At 69.7% G+C, this 14,888-nt stretch carries 13 protein-coding genes; 6 read left to right on the top strand and 7 right to left on the bottom strand.

Annotated elements, in window-relative coordinates; all coding sequences use genetic code 11:
- The first annotated feature begins 49 nt into the window (after positions 1–49).
- The 3 genes from FB561_RS31580 (at position 50) to FB561_RS31570 (ending at position 2,679) form a co-directional block, all read left to right on the top strand.
- On the top strand, positions 50–313 hold the full coding sequence (locus tag FB561_RS31580) for a DUF3311 domain-containing protein (RefSeq protein ID WP_145813704.1): 264 nt from the start codon (positions 50–52) through the stop codon (positions 311–313).
- A complete protein-coding gene (mctP, locus tag FB561_RS31575; protein ID WP_145813703.1) occupies positions 310–1,974 on the top strand; it encodes a monocarboxylate uptake permease MctP in 1,665 nt (554 codons plus the stop codon). The genes FB561_RS31580 and mctP overlap by 4 nt, the downstream gene beginning before the upstream one ends.
- 120 nt (positions 1,975–2,094) lie before the next feature.
- Entirely contained in the window at positions 2,095–2,679 is a 585-nt protein-coding gene (locus FB561_RS31570) for a DUF5317 domain-containing protein (protein WP_238335245.1), read from the top strand.
- Here FB561_RS31570 and FB561_RS31565 read toward each other — a convergent pair.
- Both FB561_RS31565 and FB561_RS31560 read right to left on the bottom strand, forming a co-directional pair.
- Entirely contained in the window at positions 2,641–3,915 is a 1,275-nt protein-coding gene (locus FB561_RS31565; protein ID WP_145813702.1) for an HD-GYP domain-containing protein, read from the bottom strand. The two genes, FB561_RS31570 and FB561_RS31565, sit on opposite strands and share 39 nt — an antisense overlap.
- Entirely contained in the window at positions 3,916–4,989 is a 1,074-nt protein-coding gene (locus FB561_RS31560) for an HD-GYP domain-containing protein (protein ID WP_238335244.1), read from the bottom strand.
- 541 nt (positions 4,990–5,530) lie between these two features.
- Here FB561_RS31560 and FB561_RS39295 point away from each other — a divergent pair.
- Complete coding sequence (locus FB561_RS39295; RefSeq protein ID WP_369759046.1) at positions 5,531–5,605, top strand: 50S ribosomal protein bL37; 75 nt, start codon at positions 5,531–5,533, stop codon at positions 5,603–5,605.
- Positions 5,606–5,904: 299 nt separating this feature from the next.
- Positions 5,905–8,337 (top strand): helix-turn-helix domain-containing protein, encoded by a 2,433-nt coding sequence (locus FB561_RS31555; RefSeq protein ID WP_145813700.1) that lies wholly within the window; start codon positions 5,905–5,907, stop codon positions 8,335–8,337.
- Between the two features lie 3 nt (positions 8,338–8,340).
- On the opposite strand, the gene rsrA is transcribed toward FB561_RS31555, so the two are convergent.
- From rsrA to FB561_RS31530, 5 genes are all read right to left on the bottom strand, one after another.
- Positions 8,341–8,613 carry a mycothiol system anti-sigma-R factor gene (rsrA, locus tag FB561_RS31550; RefSeq protein WP_145813699.1) on the bottom strand — a complete coding sequence of 91 codons (273 nt, stop codon included), beginning with the start codon at positions 8,611–8,613 and terminating at the stop codon, positions 8,341–8,343.
- Entirely contained in the window at positions 8,610–9,224 is a 615-nt protein-coding gene (locus FB561_RS31545) for a sigma-70 family RNA polymerase sigma factor (protein WP_170284903.1), read from the bottom strand. Before FB561_RS31545 ends, rsrA begins: the two co-directional genes overlap by 4 nt.
- 131 nt (positions 9,225–9,355) lie before the next feature.
- Positions 9,356–9,997 (bottom strand): alpha/beta hydrolase family protein, encoded by a 642-nt coding sequence (locus FB561_RS31540; protein WP_145813698.1) that lies wholly within the window; start codon positions 9,995–9,997, stop codon positions 9,356–9,358.
- A 56-nt stretch (positions 9,998–10,053) separates the two neighbouring features.
- Entirely contained in the window at positions 10,054–10,857 is an 804-nt protein-coding gene (locus FB561_RS31535; protein WP_145813697.1) for an SOS response-associated peptidase, read from the bottom strand.
- A gap of 553 nt (positions 10,858–11,410) precedes the next feature.
- On the bottom strand, positions 11,411–12,217 hold the full coding sequence (locus FB561_RS31530; protein WP_145813696.1) for a hypothetical protein: 807 nt from the start codon (positions 12,215–12,217) through the stop codon (positions 11,411–11,413).
- Positions 12,218–12,467: 250 nt separating this feature from the next.
- Between FB561_RS31530 and FB561_RS31525 the strand changes: the two genes are divergently transcribed.
- On the top strand, positions 12,468–14,729 hold the full coding sequence (locus FB561_RS31525) for a sigma-70 family RNA polymerase sigma factor (RefSeq protein ID WP_170284902.1): 2,262 nt from the start codon (positions 12,468–12,470) through the stop codon (positions 14,727–14,729).
- The last annotated feature ends 159 nt before the right edge of the window (positions 14,730–14,888 follow it).

Below are 14,888 nucleotides of genomic sequence, written 5' to 3'. Positions count from 1 at the left end.
GCGAACGGTACCGTGCACCGTTGCGCCTGCTTTGTCCCGAGGAGGAGCTGTGTCCAAGTTGTCCGCGGTCAGACCCGCGTACTGGATCGCCGGGGTGTTGCTGACACTCTCGGTCGTCGTACCGCTTCTGGTATCCACCTACGCCAAGGACGAACCCCGGCTGTGGGGATTCCCGTTCTTCTACTGGTACCAGCTGTTGTGGGTGTTCATCTCCGCGATCACCGTGAGCATCTGCTACCAGCTGGTGATCCGGGAGGAACGCCGGCGGCGCGCCGAGCAGGGTCTCGGTCAGGTCCGGGAGGGCGACCGATGAACCACAGCGTCGACTGGGTCCAGCTGGTCATCGTCGTCCTGATCTTCGCCGCGGTGACCGTGATGGGCTTCATGGCCGCGCGCTGGCGGCGGACCGGCGACCTCGACAACCTGGACGAGTGGGGTCTCGGCGGCCGCGGCTTCGGGACCTTCATCACCTGGTTCCTGCTCGGCGGCGACCTCTACACGGCGTACACCTTCATCGCGGTCCCGGCGGCGATGTATGCGACCGGGGCGATCAGCGGCTTCTTCGCGGTGCCGTACACGATCGTGGTGTACCCACTGATCTTCGTCTTCATGGCCCGGCTCTGGTCGGTGTCGCACCGGCAGGGGTACGTCACCCCGGCGGACTTCGTCGGCGGCCGGTACGGCAGTCGCGGGCTGTCCCTGGCGGTGGCGGTGACCGGCATCCTGGCCACGATGCCGTACATCGCGCTCCAGTTGGTCGGCATGCAGGCCGTGTTCGAGACGATGGGGCTCGGCGGCGACAACCTGCTCGCCAAGGACCTGCCGCTGCTGATCGCGTTCGCGGTGCTCGCGGCGTACACGTACTCGTCCGGGTTGCGCGCGCCGGCGATGATCGCGTTCGTCAAGGACGGCCTGATCTACCTGGTGATCGGCGCCGCGATCCTCTACCTGCCCGGCCAGCTGGGCGGCTGGGACTCGATCTTCGACGCCGCCAAGACCAAGATGGAGACGCCGAACCCGACCACCGGCAAGCCCACCGGCGCGTTCATCCCCGGCGAGGCGGGCTACTCGGCGTACTGGACGCTGGCGCTCGGCTCGGCGATGGCGCTGTTCATGTACCCGCACTCGGTCACCGCGGTGCTGTCGACGAAGAACCGCAACGTGGTCCGTCGGAACGCCGCCATCCTGCCGGCGTACTCGCTGCTGCTCGGCCTGCTCGCGCTGCTCGGGTTCATGGCGATCAAGGCGAACGTGGACATCAAGGGCCTGGACGGGCTGGCGAACCCGCAGCTGGCGATCCCGCGGCTGTTCGACCAGGAGTTCCCGGCCTGGTTCGCCGGCATCGCGTTCGCGGCGATCGCGGTCGGCGCCCTGGTCCCGGCGGCGATCATGTCGATCGCGGCCGCGAACCTGTTCACCCGCAACATCTACCGCGACTTCCTCAAGCCGGACGCCACTCCGGCCCAGGAAGCCAAGGTGTCGAAGCTCTCGTCGCTGCTGGTGAAGTTCGGCGCGCTGATCTTCGTGGTCGGGATGGACAAGACGATCTCGCTCAACCTGCAACTGCTCGGCGGGATCTGGATCCTGCAGACGTTCCCGGCGATCGTGGGCGGGCTGTTCACCCGGTGGTTCCACCGCTGGGCGTTGCTGGCCGGCTGGGCGGTCGCGATGGTGTGGGGCACCGTCTCGGCGTACAACGTGGTGAACCCGGCGACGAAGAAGCACTTCGGTGGCTCGCTGGCGAACATCCCGTTCACCGAGAAGCAGGCCTACATCGGGCTCACCGCGTTCGTGCTGAACCTGGTGATCGTGGTGGTCCTGACCGTACTGTTCCGGGCTCTCAAGCTGCCCGAGGGCAAGGACTCGACCCACCCGACCGACTACACGGCCGACGCCGGCGACCCGGGCGTGAAGGACCTGGACGAGCTGCTCGACGAGGGTGGACCGGCCGGACCTGCGACCGCCAAGTCCTGACCCGAGTCGATGGGTGGTTCCCCATGGTGGGGAGCCACCCATCACTCTTTGCGGTTATGTCGACACGCTGCGGGATCAGCCTGCCCGGATTCGGACAGCTGACCGGGCAGAATCGCCAGGGTGTTGCTGGTTCTCCTGGTCATGGCGCTCGCCGCGGGGGCGGCGCTGCTCACCGGCGGCCGCTTCACCGCGTTGGCGAACAACGGCCTGACCGGGCTGCACTGGCTGGTGGCCGCCGCGACCGGCCAGCTGCTCGGGACGGTCACCGGCGGCATCGCGTACCCGGTCGGCCTGATCGGGTCCGCGGTCTGCATCAGCGTCTTCCTCCGCCAGAACCTCCGCCGCCCCGGCGTCGCCCTGCTGGCCCTCGGCTTCTGCGCGAACGCCCTGGTCGTCGTCCTCAACGGCGCCATGCCCGTCTCCCGGACCGCGCTCGCCCGGGCCGGCCTCCCGCCGTCGGTCGTCGACGATCCCCGGCACGAGCTCTCCGGCGCCGACACCCTGCTCCCCTGGCTCGGCGACGTCGTCCCCGTCACCCTGCCCGGTCTGGGTCAGGCGGTCAGCCCTGGGGACCTGCTGATCGCCGCGGGCGCGGGCCTGCTGCTGTACGCGGGCATGGGCGGTACGGGCCGGATCCCGACCGAACCGGCGCCCTCATGGCACCAGCTAGAAACGAAAGCCCCGCCCGATCACCCGGCGCAGTGACTCGACGACGACCGGGTCGTACTCGGCCCCGATCCCGAGCCCGATCGACTCCATCGCCTTGTCCGGACTCTGCCCGCCGCTCTCCCCCACCAACTGCTCGTACGCGAGCGCGACGTTGACGATCCCGCTCTCCACCGGGATGTCCGAGTTGTTCGCCCGCCCCTGCCGGTACGGATCGTTCGAGTGCCGCACGATCTCCGCGACATGGTCCAGCACCCCGGACCGCTCGATGATCGAAGCCCCGATCTCGGCAGCCTGCTGCCGCTCCCCCCGGCTCCGCAGAAGTGAAGCCCCACCCGGCGAAGGATCAGCCAGAGCGAGCTGGCCCACCCCAGAAAGCAAAGCCGCGTACTCCAACGCCTCCAACCGATCCGGCCGCAACCCCAGGTCGTAGCCAAGGGCCACCGCCAGCGACGCGGTCCGCGCGTTCTGACCGGCGGAGCTGAAACCCGCGATCTCCGTACTGCGCGCCATCGACCGAACCGTCGTCCGGTACGTGCGTTGCGCGGAGGCGAACCGGCGGAACGCGAACTGGGTGAGGAACAGCGGCACCACCACGAGCGGCGGTCCCCACAGACCGAGCAACGACGTTCCGGAGGCCAGCAGGACGCCGCTGATCGCCATCGCCATCCCGATGCGCGCGGCAACGACCACTTCGTCGCGCAGCGCCGCGGGGAACGGCTGGTTGTACTTCTCGGTCGCCTGGCCCGCACCGATCAGGGCGTCCATGGTGGCGGCGCCGAGCACCGCGAGCAGCATGGCGCCCGTCAGCGGCCACGCGTCCTTCCACGACCCGCTCCAGGACAGGTCGGCCGGCGTCACCGCGGCGAAGACAGCGGACGCACAAGCGACGGACAGGACCCGTCGGCAGGACACGACGATGTCCCATCGCATCCCGGCGATCACCCGGGGCAGGACCCCGCCCAACGTGGCCATGGCCGTCACCGCGATGACCTGGGCGACGTCCGGTGGAATGGCCAGCTCGGGGCCCCGCAGCACGGCGTAGCCGAGCGCCGCGCTGGTCGCGATGGGTGCCCGGTTGCGGCTCCGATCGACCCGGAACTGGACCATCTCGCCGATCGCGATCAACAGCCCGAACGTCAACGCGTACGGCCATTCGGAGATGCCGCGGCGAGCTGTGATCGCGAGGGCGGCCAGGCCGAGCACTGATCCGGCCAAGATGATCACCGCACCGCTCCCGAGCCTGCGTACCTCCAGCCCTTCGGAGTCGGCCATCTACACCCCCGGCCCGGCTGCCGAGCCCGAGGCGCCACCGCCACTGCCCAGACTGAGGTCGTCGTGGTCGATACTCGCCTCCACGGAGCTGTCGGGCTGCGGCTGCTCGGCCGCGGCCGCCTTCCAGCCCTGGGTCCGGATGACGTCGACGAACGCGTCCACCAGGTCCGGATCGAAATGGGTGTAGCGATCCTGCAGCAGGATCTGCAGCGTCTCCTCGACGCCGCGGGCCGGCCGGTACGAGCGGGTCGAGGTCAGGCAGTCGAAGGCGTCGACGATGCCGATGATCCGGGCGAAGTACGGGATGTTCTGGCCGCTGAGGCCGGCCGGGTACCCGGTTCCGTCGTACTTCTCGTGGTGGTGCAGCACCGCCGACTTGACCTCTTCGAGAAAGGGGATGTTGCCGATCAGCTCGACACCGCGGGCGGGATGCAGCCGGATGGCGTCCATCTCCGAGTCGTCCAGCCGGCCAGGTTTGCGGATGATGCTGGTCGGCACGCCGACCTTGCCCACGTCGTGCAGGAGCCCGGCGTGCTCGAGTGCCGACTGCCGGTCCTCGGTGAGATCGAGATGCCGGCCGAGCATGCCGACACCCTCGCTCACCCGCTCGGAGTGGCCGCGGGTGTACAGGTCCTTGGTCTCGATCACCTGGATGAACGCGCGCATCGTCGCGGCCTGCGCGTTCCGCTCGGCCTCGTAGAGCGACAGCGTCCACCGGGCCACCAGCAACGGAACCACGACCAGGAAGACCGCCCCGATGCCGAGGCCGCCGAGCCAGACGACGGCCAGCAGGACGCCGAGCAGGCCGTAGCCCATCATCGGGACGACGGTCGGTGCGGCGACCTTGCGGAGAAAGTCGAGCGGCGAGGTGGCGCCACGGTCCAGCCAGAGCACCAGGCACATCAGTACCGCGCTGACCGCGAGCCAGGTCGTGATGGCCGCCGTCGCGGAGAACATGGCGCGGCCGGGATGGTCCAGCACCTCGGTGCCCTGGACGCCGCCGGTCTGCAGGAAGACCAGGCCCGCGGCGGTCGCACACAACACGGCCTGGGCACCGTTGAAAACCCGCCTCATCAACGGCAGACGGCGATCCTGCGTCAGGGGCAGGAGAACGGAAACGACTACGGCAGCAGCCACACCCGACAGAAGGAAGAGCGCGATGCCGACCACATAGTCGAGCGAAGCTCGAACCGGCCCTACCTTGGATCGGAGCAAGGCACCGACCAGCAGCAGGGAACCAAGTGTCAGGGTCGGGGCGTCAAGCCTGGTATGGAACAGTGCAACGCAAAGCGCCACGAGTGCGATACCAGCGCTGAACGCCACCGTCAGACGGAGCGGCCAGCGGCTGTTCACCCGTGAACTCTAACCTTCACCACTCCCACGCGTCACTACCAAGCACGGCTGGTCACCTCCGATCAGCGGTCGCAGTCTTGTGGCCCACGTTCGCGGGGCACACAGGGGGGCAGACAGCACCTCGCTGACTCGTCATAAGTTTGCTCATCGAGCGCGCCGCGAAACACTGTAGGCCAGAGCATGACTCGCCGCACTGCGGTGAACACACCGTCGTGATATGAGAGACTGTGACTCTTTGCAGTTGTTACAAGGAGGCTTTCTCATGGGCAAGACCGGCCGCAAGCGTCGCGCGCGGAAGAAGAAGGGCGCGAACCACGGCAAGCGTCCGAACGCCTGAGTTCGGCGGCTACGCACAGCGAGGACCCCGGTGAAAACCGGGGTCCTTGCAATTTGGTCACAGGTGCGAGCAAGACCACCTTTGCCACAGGTCTTGAACTCGGAGTGTTTATGAACGACCACTGAGCGCTATTGTTCAAACAATTGTTCGGAGCAATCGGGTGATCGACTCGACGGACCGGACGGCGCCCGGCACCTGTGGACAAGCACCGTCGGCGCACTGCCGAACCTCCTAGAGTTGGGGCCCGACGAGACGGCGACCGACCGCCTCGCGGACTGGGCGAGAGGGGAGGCCGGGCTGTGGCGGCGGAATCGTTCGCGGAGATGCTTCGCCGGTTCCGGACCCGGGCCGGCTACAGCCAAGGGGCGCTGGCGGAGCGAGCCGAGCTCAGCGAGCAGGCGATCGGCATGCTCGAGCGAGGAGCCCGCCGCCGGCCGCGACTGCACACCCTCGATGCCCTGGTCACCGCCCTCGAGCTGACGCCCGCCGACGCGGACCGGTTGCGTGCCGCCGCCCGCGGGACGCGCAGACCGGCCCCCCAGCCGGTACCAGCTGTCGCGCGAGCGGTTGACGCGCAACCGGCCGAGGTGGACGTCCCCCGGCAGCTCCCGCCGACTCTCGCCGACTTCACCGGCCGGCGGACCGAGCTGGAGGCGATCCTGCGCGTCCTGGTTCCGAGCGATCCGGTGACCGCCGTGAGTCTGGTGGCGGTGACCGGCATGGGCGGTGTGGGGAAGACTTCACTGGCGATCCACGCCGCGCATCTGGCCACCGACGCCTATCCAGACGGCCATCTGTACGTGGATCTGCGCGGGTACGGACCCGGCGAGCCGATCCAGCCGGTCGATGCCTTGCGTCAGCTCCTGCGATCCCTGGGCGTCGAGGGCGCCGCCATCCCGGAGCGGGCCGACGAGGCCGCCGCCTTGTACCGTTCGCGGCTGGCCGGACTGCGGGTGCTCATCCTGCTGGACAACGCGAACGGAGCGGCCCAGGTCCGTCCGCTGCTCCCGGGGGTGCCCGGATCGTCGGTGATCATGACCAGCCGGCGCGGTCTCACCGCGCTGCCCGGAGTTCGGCACATCAGCCTCACGCCGTTGCCGGAGCTGGACACGGTCGAGCTGCTGGGGCGGATCGTCGGCGACGCCCGGGTCTCCGCCGAGAACGACGCGGCCCGCTCGGTCGCGAAGCTGATCGGCCATCTCCCGTTGGCGGTCCGGCTCGTCGGCGCCCGGCTGGCCGCCCGTCCCAGCTGGCCGATCGAGTACATGGTCGGTCAGCTGGAGAACGAACGGCGCCGGCTCGACGAGCTCGGGACCGGCGACTCCGGCGTCCGGGCCAACATCGCCGGGTCCGTGCAGTTCCTTGCCGCCGGCGACCATCAGCTCGATCGCCGGGCCGCCGCGATGCTGGCCTTCCTGGGTCTGCCGGAGGGATCCGACCTGAACACAACGACCGTCGCCCGGCTGGTGGACCGGTCCGAGCTCGACACCGGTGAGCTGCTCGAACGGCTGGTCGACCTCAATCTGCTGGAGTCGACCGCGCCCGGCCGGTACCGACTGCACGACCTGATCCGTGCCTATGCCCGGGAACGCGCCGACGAGGAGCTCGCGCCGCAGGCCCGCACAGCCGCACTGCGGCGAGTCCTCCGGATGTATACCGCGGTCGGCTGGCGATCCCAGCAACTGACCCACATCCAGAGCCGGCGACTGGCCCTGGCCACGCCCAACGACTCCCCCGGTCCGGTCCTCGACGACGTCGCCTCGGCGTTGCAGTGGCTCGACGCCGAGCGGTCCAACATCTCCCGCGCGGTCCAGCAGGCCGACCGCGACCCCGAGCTGCGGCAGCTCGTACCGGAGCTGGTGCTGTCGCTGTTCGGCTACCACGAGTCCCGATCGCGGTGGATCGAGATGCGCAGCCTGAACACGATCGCCCGATCGATCGCCGGACAGCTCGAGGCCGACCGGCTCGCGGCCTGGCTGGAGCACGACCTGGCGATTCCCGATGCCGAGCAGGACCTGTTCGAGGCGGCCGGTCCGCATCTCCTCCGCAGTCTGGAGCTGTTCCGGGCGATCGGTGACGAGGCCGGGCAGGCCCGGTGCTGTTCGTCGCTCAGCTACGTCTGCCAGCGGTTGAGCCGGATCGACGAAGCCCTGGCCTGGGCCGAACAAGCGCTTGAGCTCAGCCGCCGGATCAACGACGAGACCGTCGAGGGGATCAGCTATCTGGCGCTGGGTGGCCTGCACGTCCGGCGCGGCGAGCAGGCCGAGGCCGAGCAGTACTTCGCGTTGAGCATCAGCATGGCGGAGAAGGCCGGGAACGCCCGCTCACTGGCGAAACGCTACGAGAACATCGGCCGGGCGTACCTGGACTCCGGTCTGCTCGACGCCGCGGCGGCCGCGCTCTCGACCGGCATCGAGACCTTCGAGCGGATGGGCGATCCGAGCACCTTGCCCGAGGCCCGGCTCGACCTGGCGACCGTCTACCTCCGGCAAGGGGACCTCACGGCCGCACGGCTGCACGCTGAGCGCGGCCTGAAGGACGCACGCAACAGCAGTGACACTCGGAGAGAAGGGCAGCTGCTGACGTTGCTGGGGCGGGTCAGTGCCGCGGGCAAGGATTTTGCTTCGGCGCGGTCGCAGTGGGAGCGGGCGGCCGCGCTGTTGCATCGGTTGGCGCCTCGGGACGAGGCGATCGTGCTCGAGTTGCTCGCGGAGGCCGAACGGACCGACTGACGGTCAGTCCTGGGTGGTGGTTTCCACTCGGATCTCGGTGAGGCTCAGGAGGATCTTCTGGCGGAGGGCGGCGGGAGCCTGGTCGTCGCCGCAGGAGCGGTGGACCAGCTTCTTGATGCAGCGTTCCAGGTCGTACTGGTCGAGGCAGGGGGCGCACTCTTCCAGGTGCTGGCGGATCTCTTCGGTACTGGCGTCTTCCAGTTCGTTGTCGATGAAGACGTACACACGCTGCAGGATCTCGCTGCAGTCCACGTCGTGGTGCTCGCCGCAGCTCACGACTCCTCCTCGGTCTCTCCGTCGGCGGCCGGAATCAGGCCCCGGTCGCGGGCGTAGTCGCCCAGCAGCTCCCGCAGCTGGCGCCGGCCGCGGTGCAGGCGGGACATCACCGTACCGACCGGTGTTCCCATGATCTCGGCGATCTCCTTGTACGCAAACCCCTCCACGTCGGCCAGGTAGACGGCCAGCCGGAAGTCCTCCGGGATCGCCTGCAGCGCCGACTTGATGTCGGAGTCGGGCAGGTGCTCCAGCGCGACCGCCTCGGCCGACTTGAGCCCGCCCGGGGTGTGCGACTCGGCGGCGGTCAGCTGCCAGTCCTCGATCTCTTCGGTCGGGGACTGCGTGGGCTGACGCTGCCGCTTGCGGTATCCGTTGATGAACGTGTTCGTCAGGATCCGGTACAGCCACGCCTTCAGGTTGGTGCCCGGCGTGAACTGGTGGAAGGAGCTGTATGCCTTCGCGAAGGTGTCCTGGACCAGGTCCTCGGCGTCGGCCGGATTCCGGGTCATCCGCATCGCCGCGGCGTACATCTGGTCGAGGAAAGGCAGTGCCTCCCGCTCGAAGCGCTCGGTGCGCTGCTCGGGAGTTTCGGTGGTGGTGGGAGTCGGCATCGGGATCGAGAATACCGGGCTCTTCACGGAACCCCGCTCGGTGCCCAAGATCGTCGCCATCATGTCCGCTTCAACGCGACCGGGCGGCGCGGACATTCCCGGGCCCCGGAATCCGCCGAAATCAGCTCGGATCAGCCGGAAACCTCCCGGCTGACCCACTCGAACACGGCCTCGACCAGGAGCTCGAACGACTCCTCCTGGCTGAGCTCGGCGCGCTTCGGCACCTTGAAGGAATGGTCCGCGTCCGGGACCACGGTCATCTCGGTGAGCGGCGGGAACTCCTCCGGCGTCCCGAACGGGTCCCGCTCCCCCTGCACGACGAGGGTGGGCAGGCCGGCGGCCTGGAGTTCGTCGACGCGGGTCTTGTCCGGCTTGCCCGGTGGGTGCAGCGGGAAGGACAGGGCGAGCACACCGGACGCGCCCAGCCCTGCCGCGGTCCGGCAGGCGACCCGGGCGCCGGCGCTGCGGCCACCGACGACCAGCGGCGTACGGATCCGGAGCTGGCCGATGATCGCCACCCAGGACGCGTCCAGGATCTTCGGCGCGGGCGCCAGCTTCTTCCCGGCGCGGCGCCACGGCTGCTCGATCAGGAACACGTTGATGTCCTGCTTCGGCAACCGCGCGGCCAGGGCGGTCAGGTCACCGGCCTCGATGCCGGCGCCGGCGCCGTGACCGAGGGCGATGGTCGCCACCGGTCTCCGGGCGCGGTGGGCCACGATCCGCGCCTCGCCGTGCGGCGTCGCCACAATCCGTTCGTCTGTCACGGTGGTCATCCTGTCACTCCCGGACACTCCGAACGGCCGACCTCGCCCGGCGTGGCCCGGCGGGGTCAGAAGAGGGTCTTCTCCTCCGGCTCGTCGGGGCGGTCGGCCGGATCGGCGCCGTCGGGCGGCAGCGGGTCGACGAGGTGGGGGCCGTTGTTCTTGACCGAGCTGACCGCCTTCGACACCGCGTACGCCTCGAGCCGGCCGGGCGCCGCGGGGATCAGCAGGTCGACCAGCTCGTCCGGGTCGGACGACAGCGGATCCAGCCAGGCGTCGTACCGGTCGGGCTCGACCAGCAGCGGCATCCGGTCGTGGATCCGGCCGAGGTCGTCGGTCGCGGACGTGGTCAGCACGGTGCAGGTCCACAGCCAGGCAGCGTCGGACTCCGGGTCCTCGACCGTCTTGTCACGCCAGATCTCGTACAGCCCGGCCATCGCGAGCACGCCGCCGTCGGCCGGACGGATGAAGTACGGCTGTTTGACGGGTTTGCCGCTCTTGTTCTTCTGCTCGCTCTCGTACCACTCGTAGTAGCCGTCGGCGGGCAGGATGCAGCGGCGGACCGCGAAAGCCTTCTTGAAGGCGGGCTTCTCGGCGACCGTCTCCATCCGCGCGTTGATCAGCCGGCTCCCGATCGAGGGATCCTTCGCCCAGGACGGCACCAGCCCCCACTTCACCGTGGTCAGCTTGCGCACGACCTCGTCGGGCTGCTCCCGGTTCTTCCGCTCGACCACCGCGACCACCTGGTCGGTGGGCGCGACGTTGTAGTTGTCCGGCAGCTCCTGCACAGACTCCTTCACGTTCCCGGCGTCGATCTCGAACTCGACGACAAGATCAGCAGGATCCCGGCTGGACGCATATCTGCCACACATGAAAGCCACCCTAACCACGACCACCGACAGTTCTCGTCGCAGTCGACCGGCGGTCGCCCTGCACAGCAGTTCGTACCGTGAGGCGGGGTGCCGGGTGAGGGGGCCTGCACCTACCCGCCGCAGCTGGCTGGGTACGCCAGCAAGCTCGCGGGGGTGTGCTGGGCGGGGTTGGAGATGTGCTGAAGCGGTGGAGCAGCCGGTCGAAGCACCCACAGAGGTCGTCCGTCTGAGCAACCAATTGCCCGGCCCGTACACCGCAGAAGACAACCAACAGCACCGGCCCGTCCGCTGGCAGCCAGCTGCGGGAGTCGGTCGGGGCGGATGACAACTAACCGCCCAAGCCGTCTGCCCGCGACCACCACCTCGGCTGTCTGTTGCGGGCGACAAGTACCTGCCTCAACCCACCCCGCCAGTCGCGTACCCAGCCACGCGCGGGCGGTTGCGGTTGAACGGCTTCTGGGCAGGTTGCGGCGGCGGATCGCCTACCCCGTGATAGGCGATCCGCCGCCTGCTGATGCGGCCGGGCGCCCCCCTGTTGGCGCCCGGGCGCAGTTCAGGTGCCTCGGGAGAGTTCGTCCAGGAGGCGGGTGGCCATCGGGTCGGTGCCGGGGAGGCCTTCGATCCAGAGGCGGGCCAGTTGGGGCTCCTCGGTGTCGAGGCGCCACTGGGTGATCAGGGCTCGGACCGTCTCGACCTGGTCCGGCAGGTTCGGCTCGCGGCGGACGAGCGCCGCCGCGCGGTGTGTGCCGAGGCGGCCCAGTACGTCACCGCCCGCGAACACGATCCGCAGGCACTCCGCGACGTCGATGAGCCGGAGTTCGCGGTCGAACGGTGCGGTCCCGGCCGGGTGGAGCGGCTCGACCACCACCAGCGCGTGGGTCGCGGGGACGGAGGTTCCACGGTGATCGGCCTCCCGGTAGAGCTCGCCGAGGCGGGACCGCAGGTGCTTCAGGCTGGACAGCCCGGTCAGCGGGTCCTCGCAGGACAGTGAGTGCAGGTAGATGAGGGACGTCTCGGCCCAGCTGGAACTGAGTGCGCGTACCGCGGCGAAAGCCGGCTCGCCCCCGGCGATCGAGCGGTACAGCGCACTCAGCCCATCAAGTGCCTCGAGCAACGAGACTCCGTCTTCCGCCAGTTGGCGGCCGACCTCGTCACTCGCAGGCACGACATCGGCTCCGTCCCGTAGCGCCTCGGCGATCGCGAGGTAGGCGCTGTGGTCGGTGCCAGCTGTGCCGTGCGGCTCCCTCCGCCCGCACGGTGATCCGGACGACGCTCCCGGCCGCTCCCGGGCGGGCGACCCCGCCAGGTTCGGGGACCGCAGCGAGTCGAACCGCCGACGAATGTCCGCGTACAGCGACATGACCCTCCTTCGTGGTCCCTTCGTCTCCCGACCGGGCGGCCAGGAGCGTCGTTCTGGGGGTGAGACAGGCGGGCCGCGGTTTCATGACGCGGATTCCGGAGAAATTTTTCGCGTAACCCCGAACCGGTCCGCCTCGTCAGAAAAGTGCCGTCATGAAACGTGCGGTCGCCCGTCACCTCGTGGGAGTCTTGACCGAGGCAACGAAGTGACAGACGGTGACGAAGTGGTGACGACAGCGGAGGAACAACGCATGGAGGACGTCCCCAGCGACGCGGAACTCATCGCGCGCGTGCGGTCGGGCGACCTCGAGGCGTACGGCGAACTCTTCGCCCGCCATCACCACGCCGCCGAGCGGATGGCCCGCCAGCTGGTCCCGGCCAACGACGCCGACGACCTGGCCGGTGACGCGTTCGCGAAGGTGCTGGACGCGCTCCGCAACGGCGGCGGCCCGGACGTGTCGTTCCGGGCGTACCTGCTGACCACGGTCCGCCGGGTGCACGTGGACCGGATCAGGTCCGGCCGCCGGATCACCACCACCGACGACATCGCGGCCTACGAGCGGGAGCCCGAGACGTTCGACGACCCGACGGTGACCGGGTTCGAGAGCGGCGCCGCGGCGAAGGCGTTCGCGTCGTTGCCCGAGCGCTGGCAGGCCGTGCTCTGGCATACCGAGGTCGAGGGCGAGAAGCCGGCCGCGGTCGCCCCGCTGCTCGGCCTGACCGCGAACGGCGTCTCCGCACTCGCGTACCGGGCCCGCGAAGGTCTGCGCCAGGCGTACCTGCAGCAGCACCTCACCGACGTCGGCGGCGACCGGTGCCGCTGGACCACGGAGCGGCTCGGCGCGTACGTCCGCGGCGGCCTAACCAAGCGGGAGAACCGCAACGTCCGCGAGCACATGGACGAGTGCGCGCACTGCACCGCGGTGTACCTCGAGCTCGTCGAGGTCAACAGCGCGCTGCCGGCGCTGCTCGCCCCGGCGCTGCTCGGTACGGCCGGCCTCGGGTACCTGGCCGCCGCGTCCGGCGCGAAGGCCGGGTTCGTCGGCTTCCTGGTCACCGGCTGGAAGAAGGCCACCGAGAACAGCACGCGGACCGCGGTCGGTGCCGGCACGGTCGTCGTGATCGCGGTCGCCGCCGTCCTCGCCGCGCTCGCGCTGACCGGCAACGAGACGCCCCCGGCGGCGATCAACACCCCGCCGTCGCAGCAGCCGACCCAGCCGCCGCCGAACCCGCCGACGGTGAAACCCCCGACGGTGAAGCCGCCGACGGTCAAGCCGCCGACCACGAGGCCGACGCAGCCCGAGCCCACCCAGCCGTCACCCGAGCCGGAGCCGACCGCGGCGCCCACCTCGCGGCCGACGACGCCCCCGACCACGCCGCCGACGCCCCGGCCGACGCCGCCGGAGCCGACCACGCCGGTCCTCGACGAGGGCCTGCTGACGATCACCGCACCGCGCAGTGGCGGCGGGGTACCGATCGGCTGGGCCCCGATCGTCGACCGCGCCGCCGCCGACGAGGGCGAGGAGTGGTTGATCACCCTCAAGGTCCCGGCGAACAACACCAAGCCGGTGACCATCGGCCTCACGTACGGCGCGGCGCTGCGCTGGCCGCTGGCCGGGAACCCGCCGGGCTGGACGTGTGAGAAGGGCGCCGACGGACGCAGCGGCCGCTGTACGGCGACGAACCCGGCCAAGCCGCAGCAGTTGCCGTTCACGTTCGCCACCCCGACCGGTGGTTCGGCGGCGGACCGGACGTTCACCGTCTCGGCGAAGTCGGGCCGGCTGTACGACAGCGACTCGGCGACCCTGACCGCGCCGGAGCGCACCGACGAGAACCTGCTGAAGATCACCACCCGGCCCGACCCGGACCGGCACCTGCGCACCCTCACCGTTGCCCCTGGCACCGACCGTTCCAGCGTCACCCTGCAGCTCTCTTACGGCGGGTCGCTGGACTGGCCGATCGCGGCGAAACCGGCCGGCTGGAAGTGCACGGAGAGCACCCGCACCTGTACGGCCGACGACCCCGCCGAGCCGGCTCCGCTGCCCGCCGACTTCGCCGTACCGGAAGGTGGTTCGGCGGCGGAGAGGTCGTACCAGGTGACCGCCAAGGCGGGCGTGGTCACCGACACCGACACCGAGACCCTGGCCCCGGTCCAGGAGGACGAGTCGTTGCTGCGGATCGTCACCCCGACGCCCGGCGAGGACCCGAACCCGTTCCTCTACAACCGGTTCCTCACCCTGTCCGGGGTGTCCGGGCCGGTGACGCTGGAGATCTCCTGGGGCAAGCACCTCGCTTTCGTCTCCACGTTGGACAACGGCTGGATCTGCTCGCGCTCGACCGACATCCGCCGGGCCACCTGCACGACCCAGAACTACCGCAAGCCGTTCAACTCGGAGTGGACGGTGTGGAGCCCGGGGTCGGGTCCGGCGAACACGGCCACCGTCAAGGCGATCACGCCCGGCCGGTTCGACACCGACCAGGTGGTCATCCCGCCGGCCGAGAAGCGCCGCTGAGCCGAGGCCGGGGTATTCGCTTTGCCCGGCTGACGCGCGCGCCCTACCCTGGTCCCGTTCGCGGTGACGGAACCGAGTAGCGCCGATCACCTGTGCCAGAGAGAGTCGCCGGTAGCTGGGAAGGCGACGCACAGACCGGTGTGAAGACACTCCCGAGCG

This window comes from Kribbella amoyensis, from assembly GCF_007828865.1.
GTDB lineage: Bacteria > Actinomycetota > Actinomycetes > Propionibacteriales > Kribbellaceae > Kribbella > Kribbella amoyensis.
The sequence above is the reverse complement of the archived record's forward strand: the minus strand, read 5'-3'. Positions and strand labels throughout refer to the sequence as shown.

What these genes read in the sequence shown, in the direction of transcription:
- mctP (WP_145813703.1), top strand. Translation starts at nt 310, where the DNA reads ATGAACCACAGCGTCGACTGGGTCCAGCTGGTCATCGTCGTCCTGATC.
- FB561_RS31565 (WP_145813702.1), bottom strand. Translation starts at nt 3,915, where the DNA reads ATGGCCGACTCCGAAGGGCTGGAGGTACGCAGGCTCGGGAGCGGTGCG.
- FB561_RS31560 (WP_238335244.1), bottom strand. Translation starts at nt 4,989, where the DNA reads ATGAGGCGGGTTTTCAACGGTGCCCAGGCCGTGTTGTGTGCGACCGCC.
- FB561_RS31545 (WP_170284903.1), bottom strand. Translation starts at nt 9,224, where the DNA reads ATGCCGACTCCCACCACCACCGAAACTCCCGAGCAGCGCACCGAGCGC.
- FB561_RS31540 (WP_145813698.1), bottom strand. Translation starts at nt 9,997, where the DNA reads ATGACCACCGTGACAGACGAACGGATTGTGGCGACGCCGCACGGCGAG.
- FB561_RS31535 (WP_145813697.1), bottom strand. Translation starts at nt 10,857, where the DNA reads ATGTGTGGCAGATATGCGTCCAGCCGGGATCCTGCTGATCTTGTCGTC.
- FB561_RS31530 (WP_145813696.1), bottom strand. Translation starts at nt 12,217, where the DNA reads ATGTCGCTGTACGCGGACATTCGTCGGCGGTTCGACTCGCTGCGGTCC.
- FB561_RS31525 (WP_170284902.1), top strand. Translation starts at nt 12,468, where the DNA reads ATGGAGGACGTCCCCAGCGACGCGGAACTCATCGCGCGCGTGCGGTCG.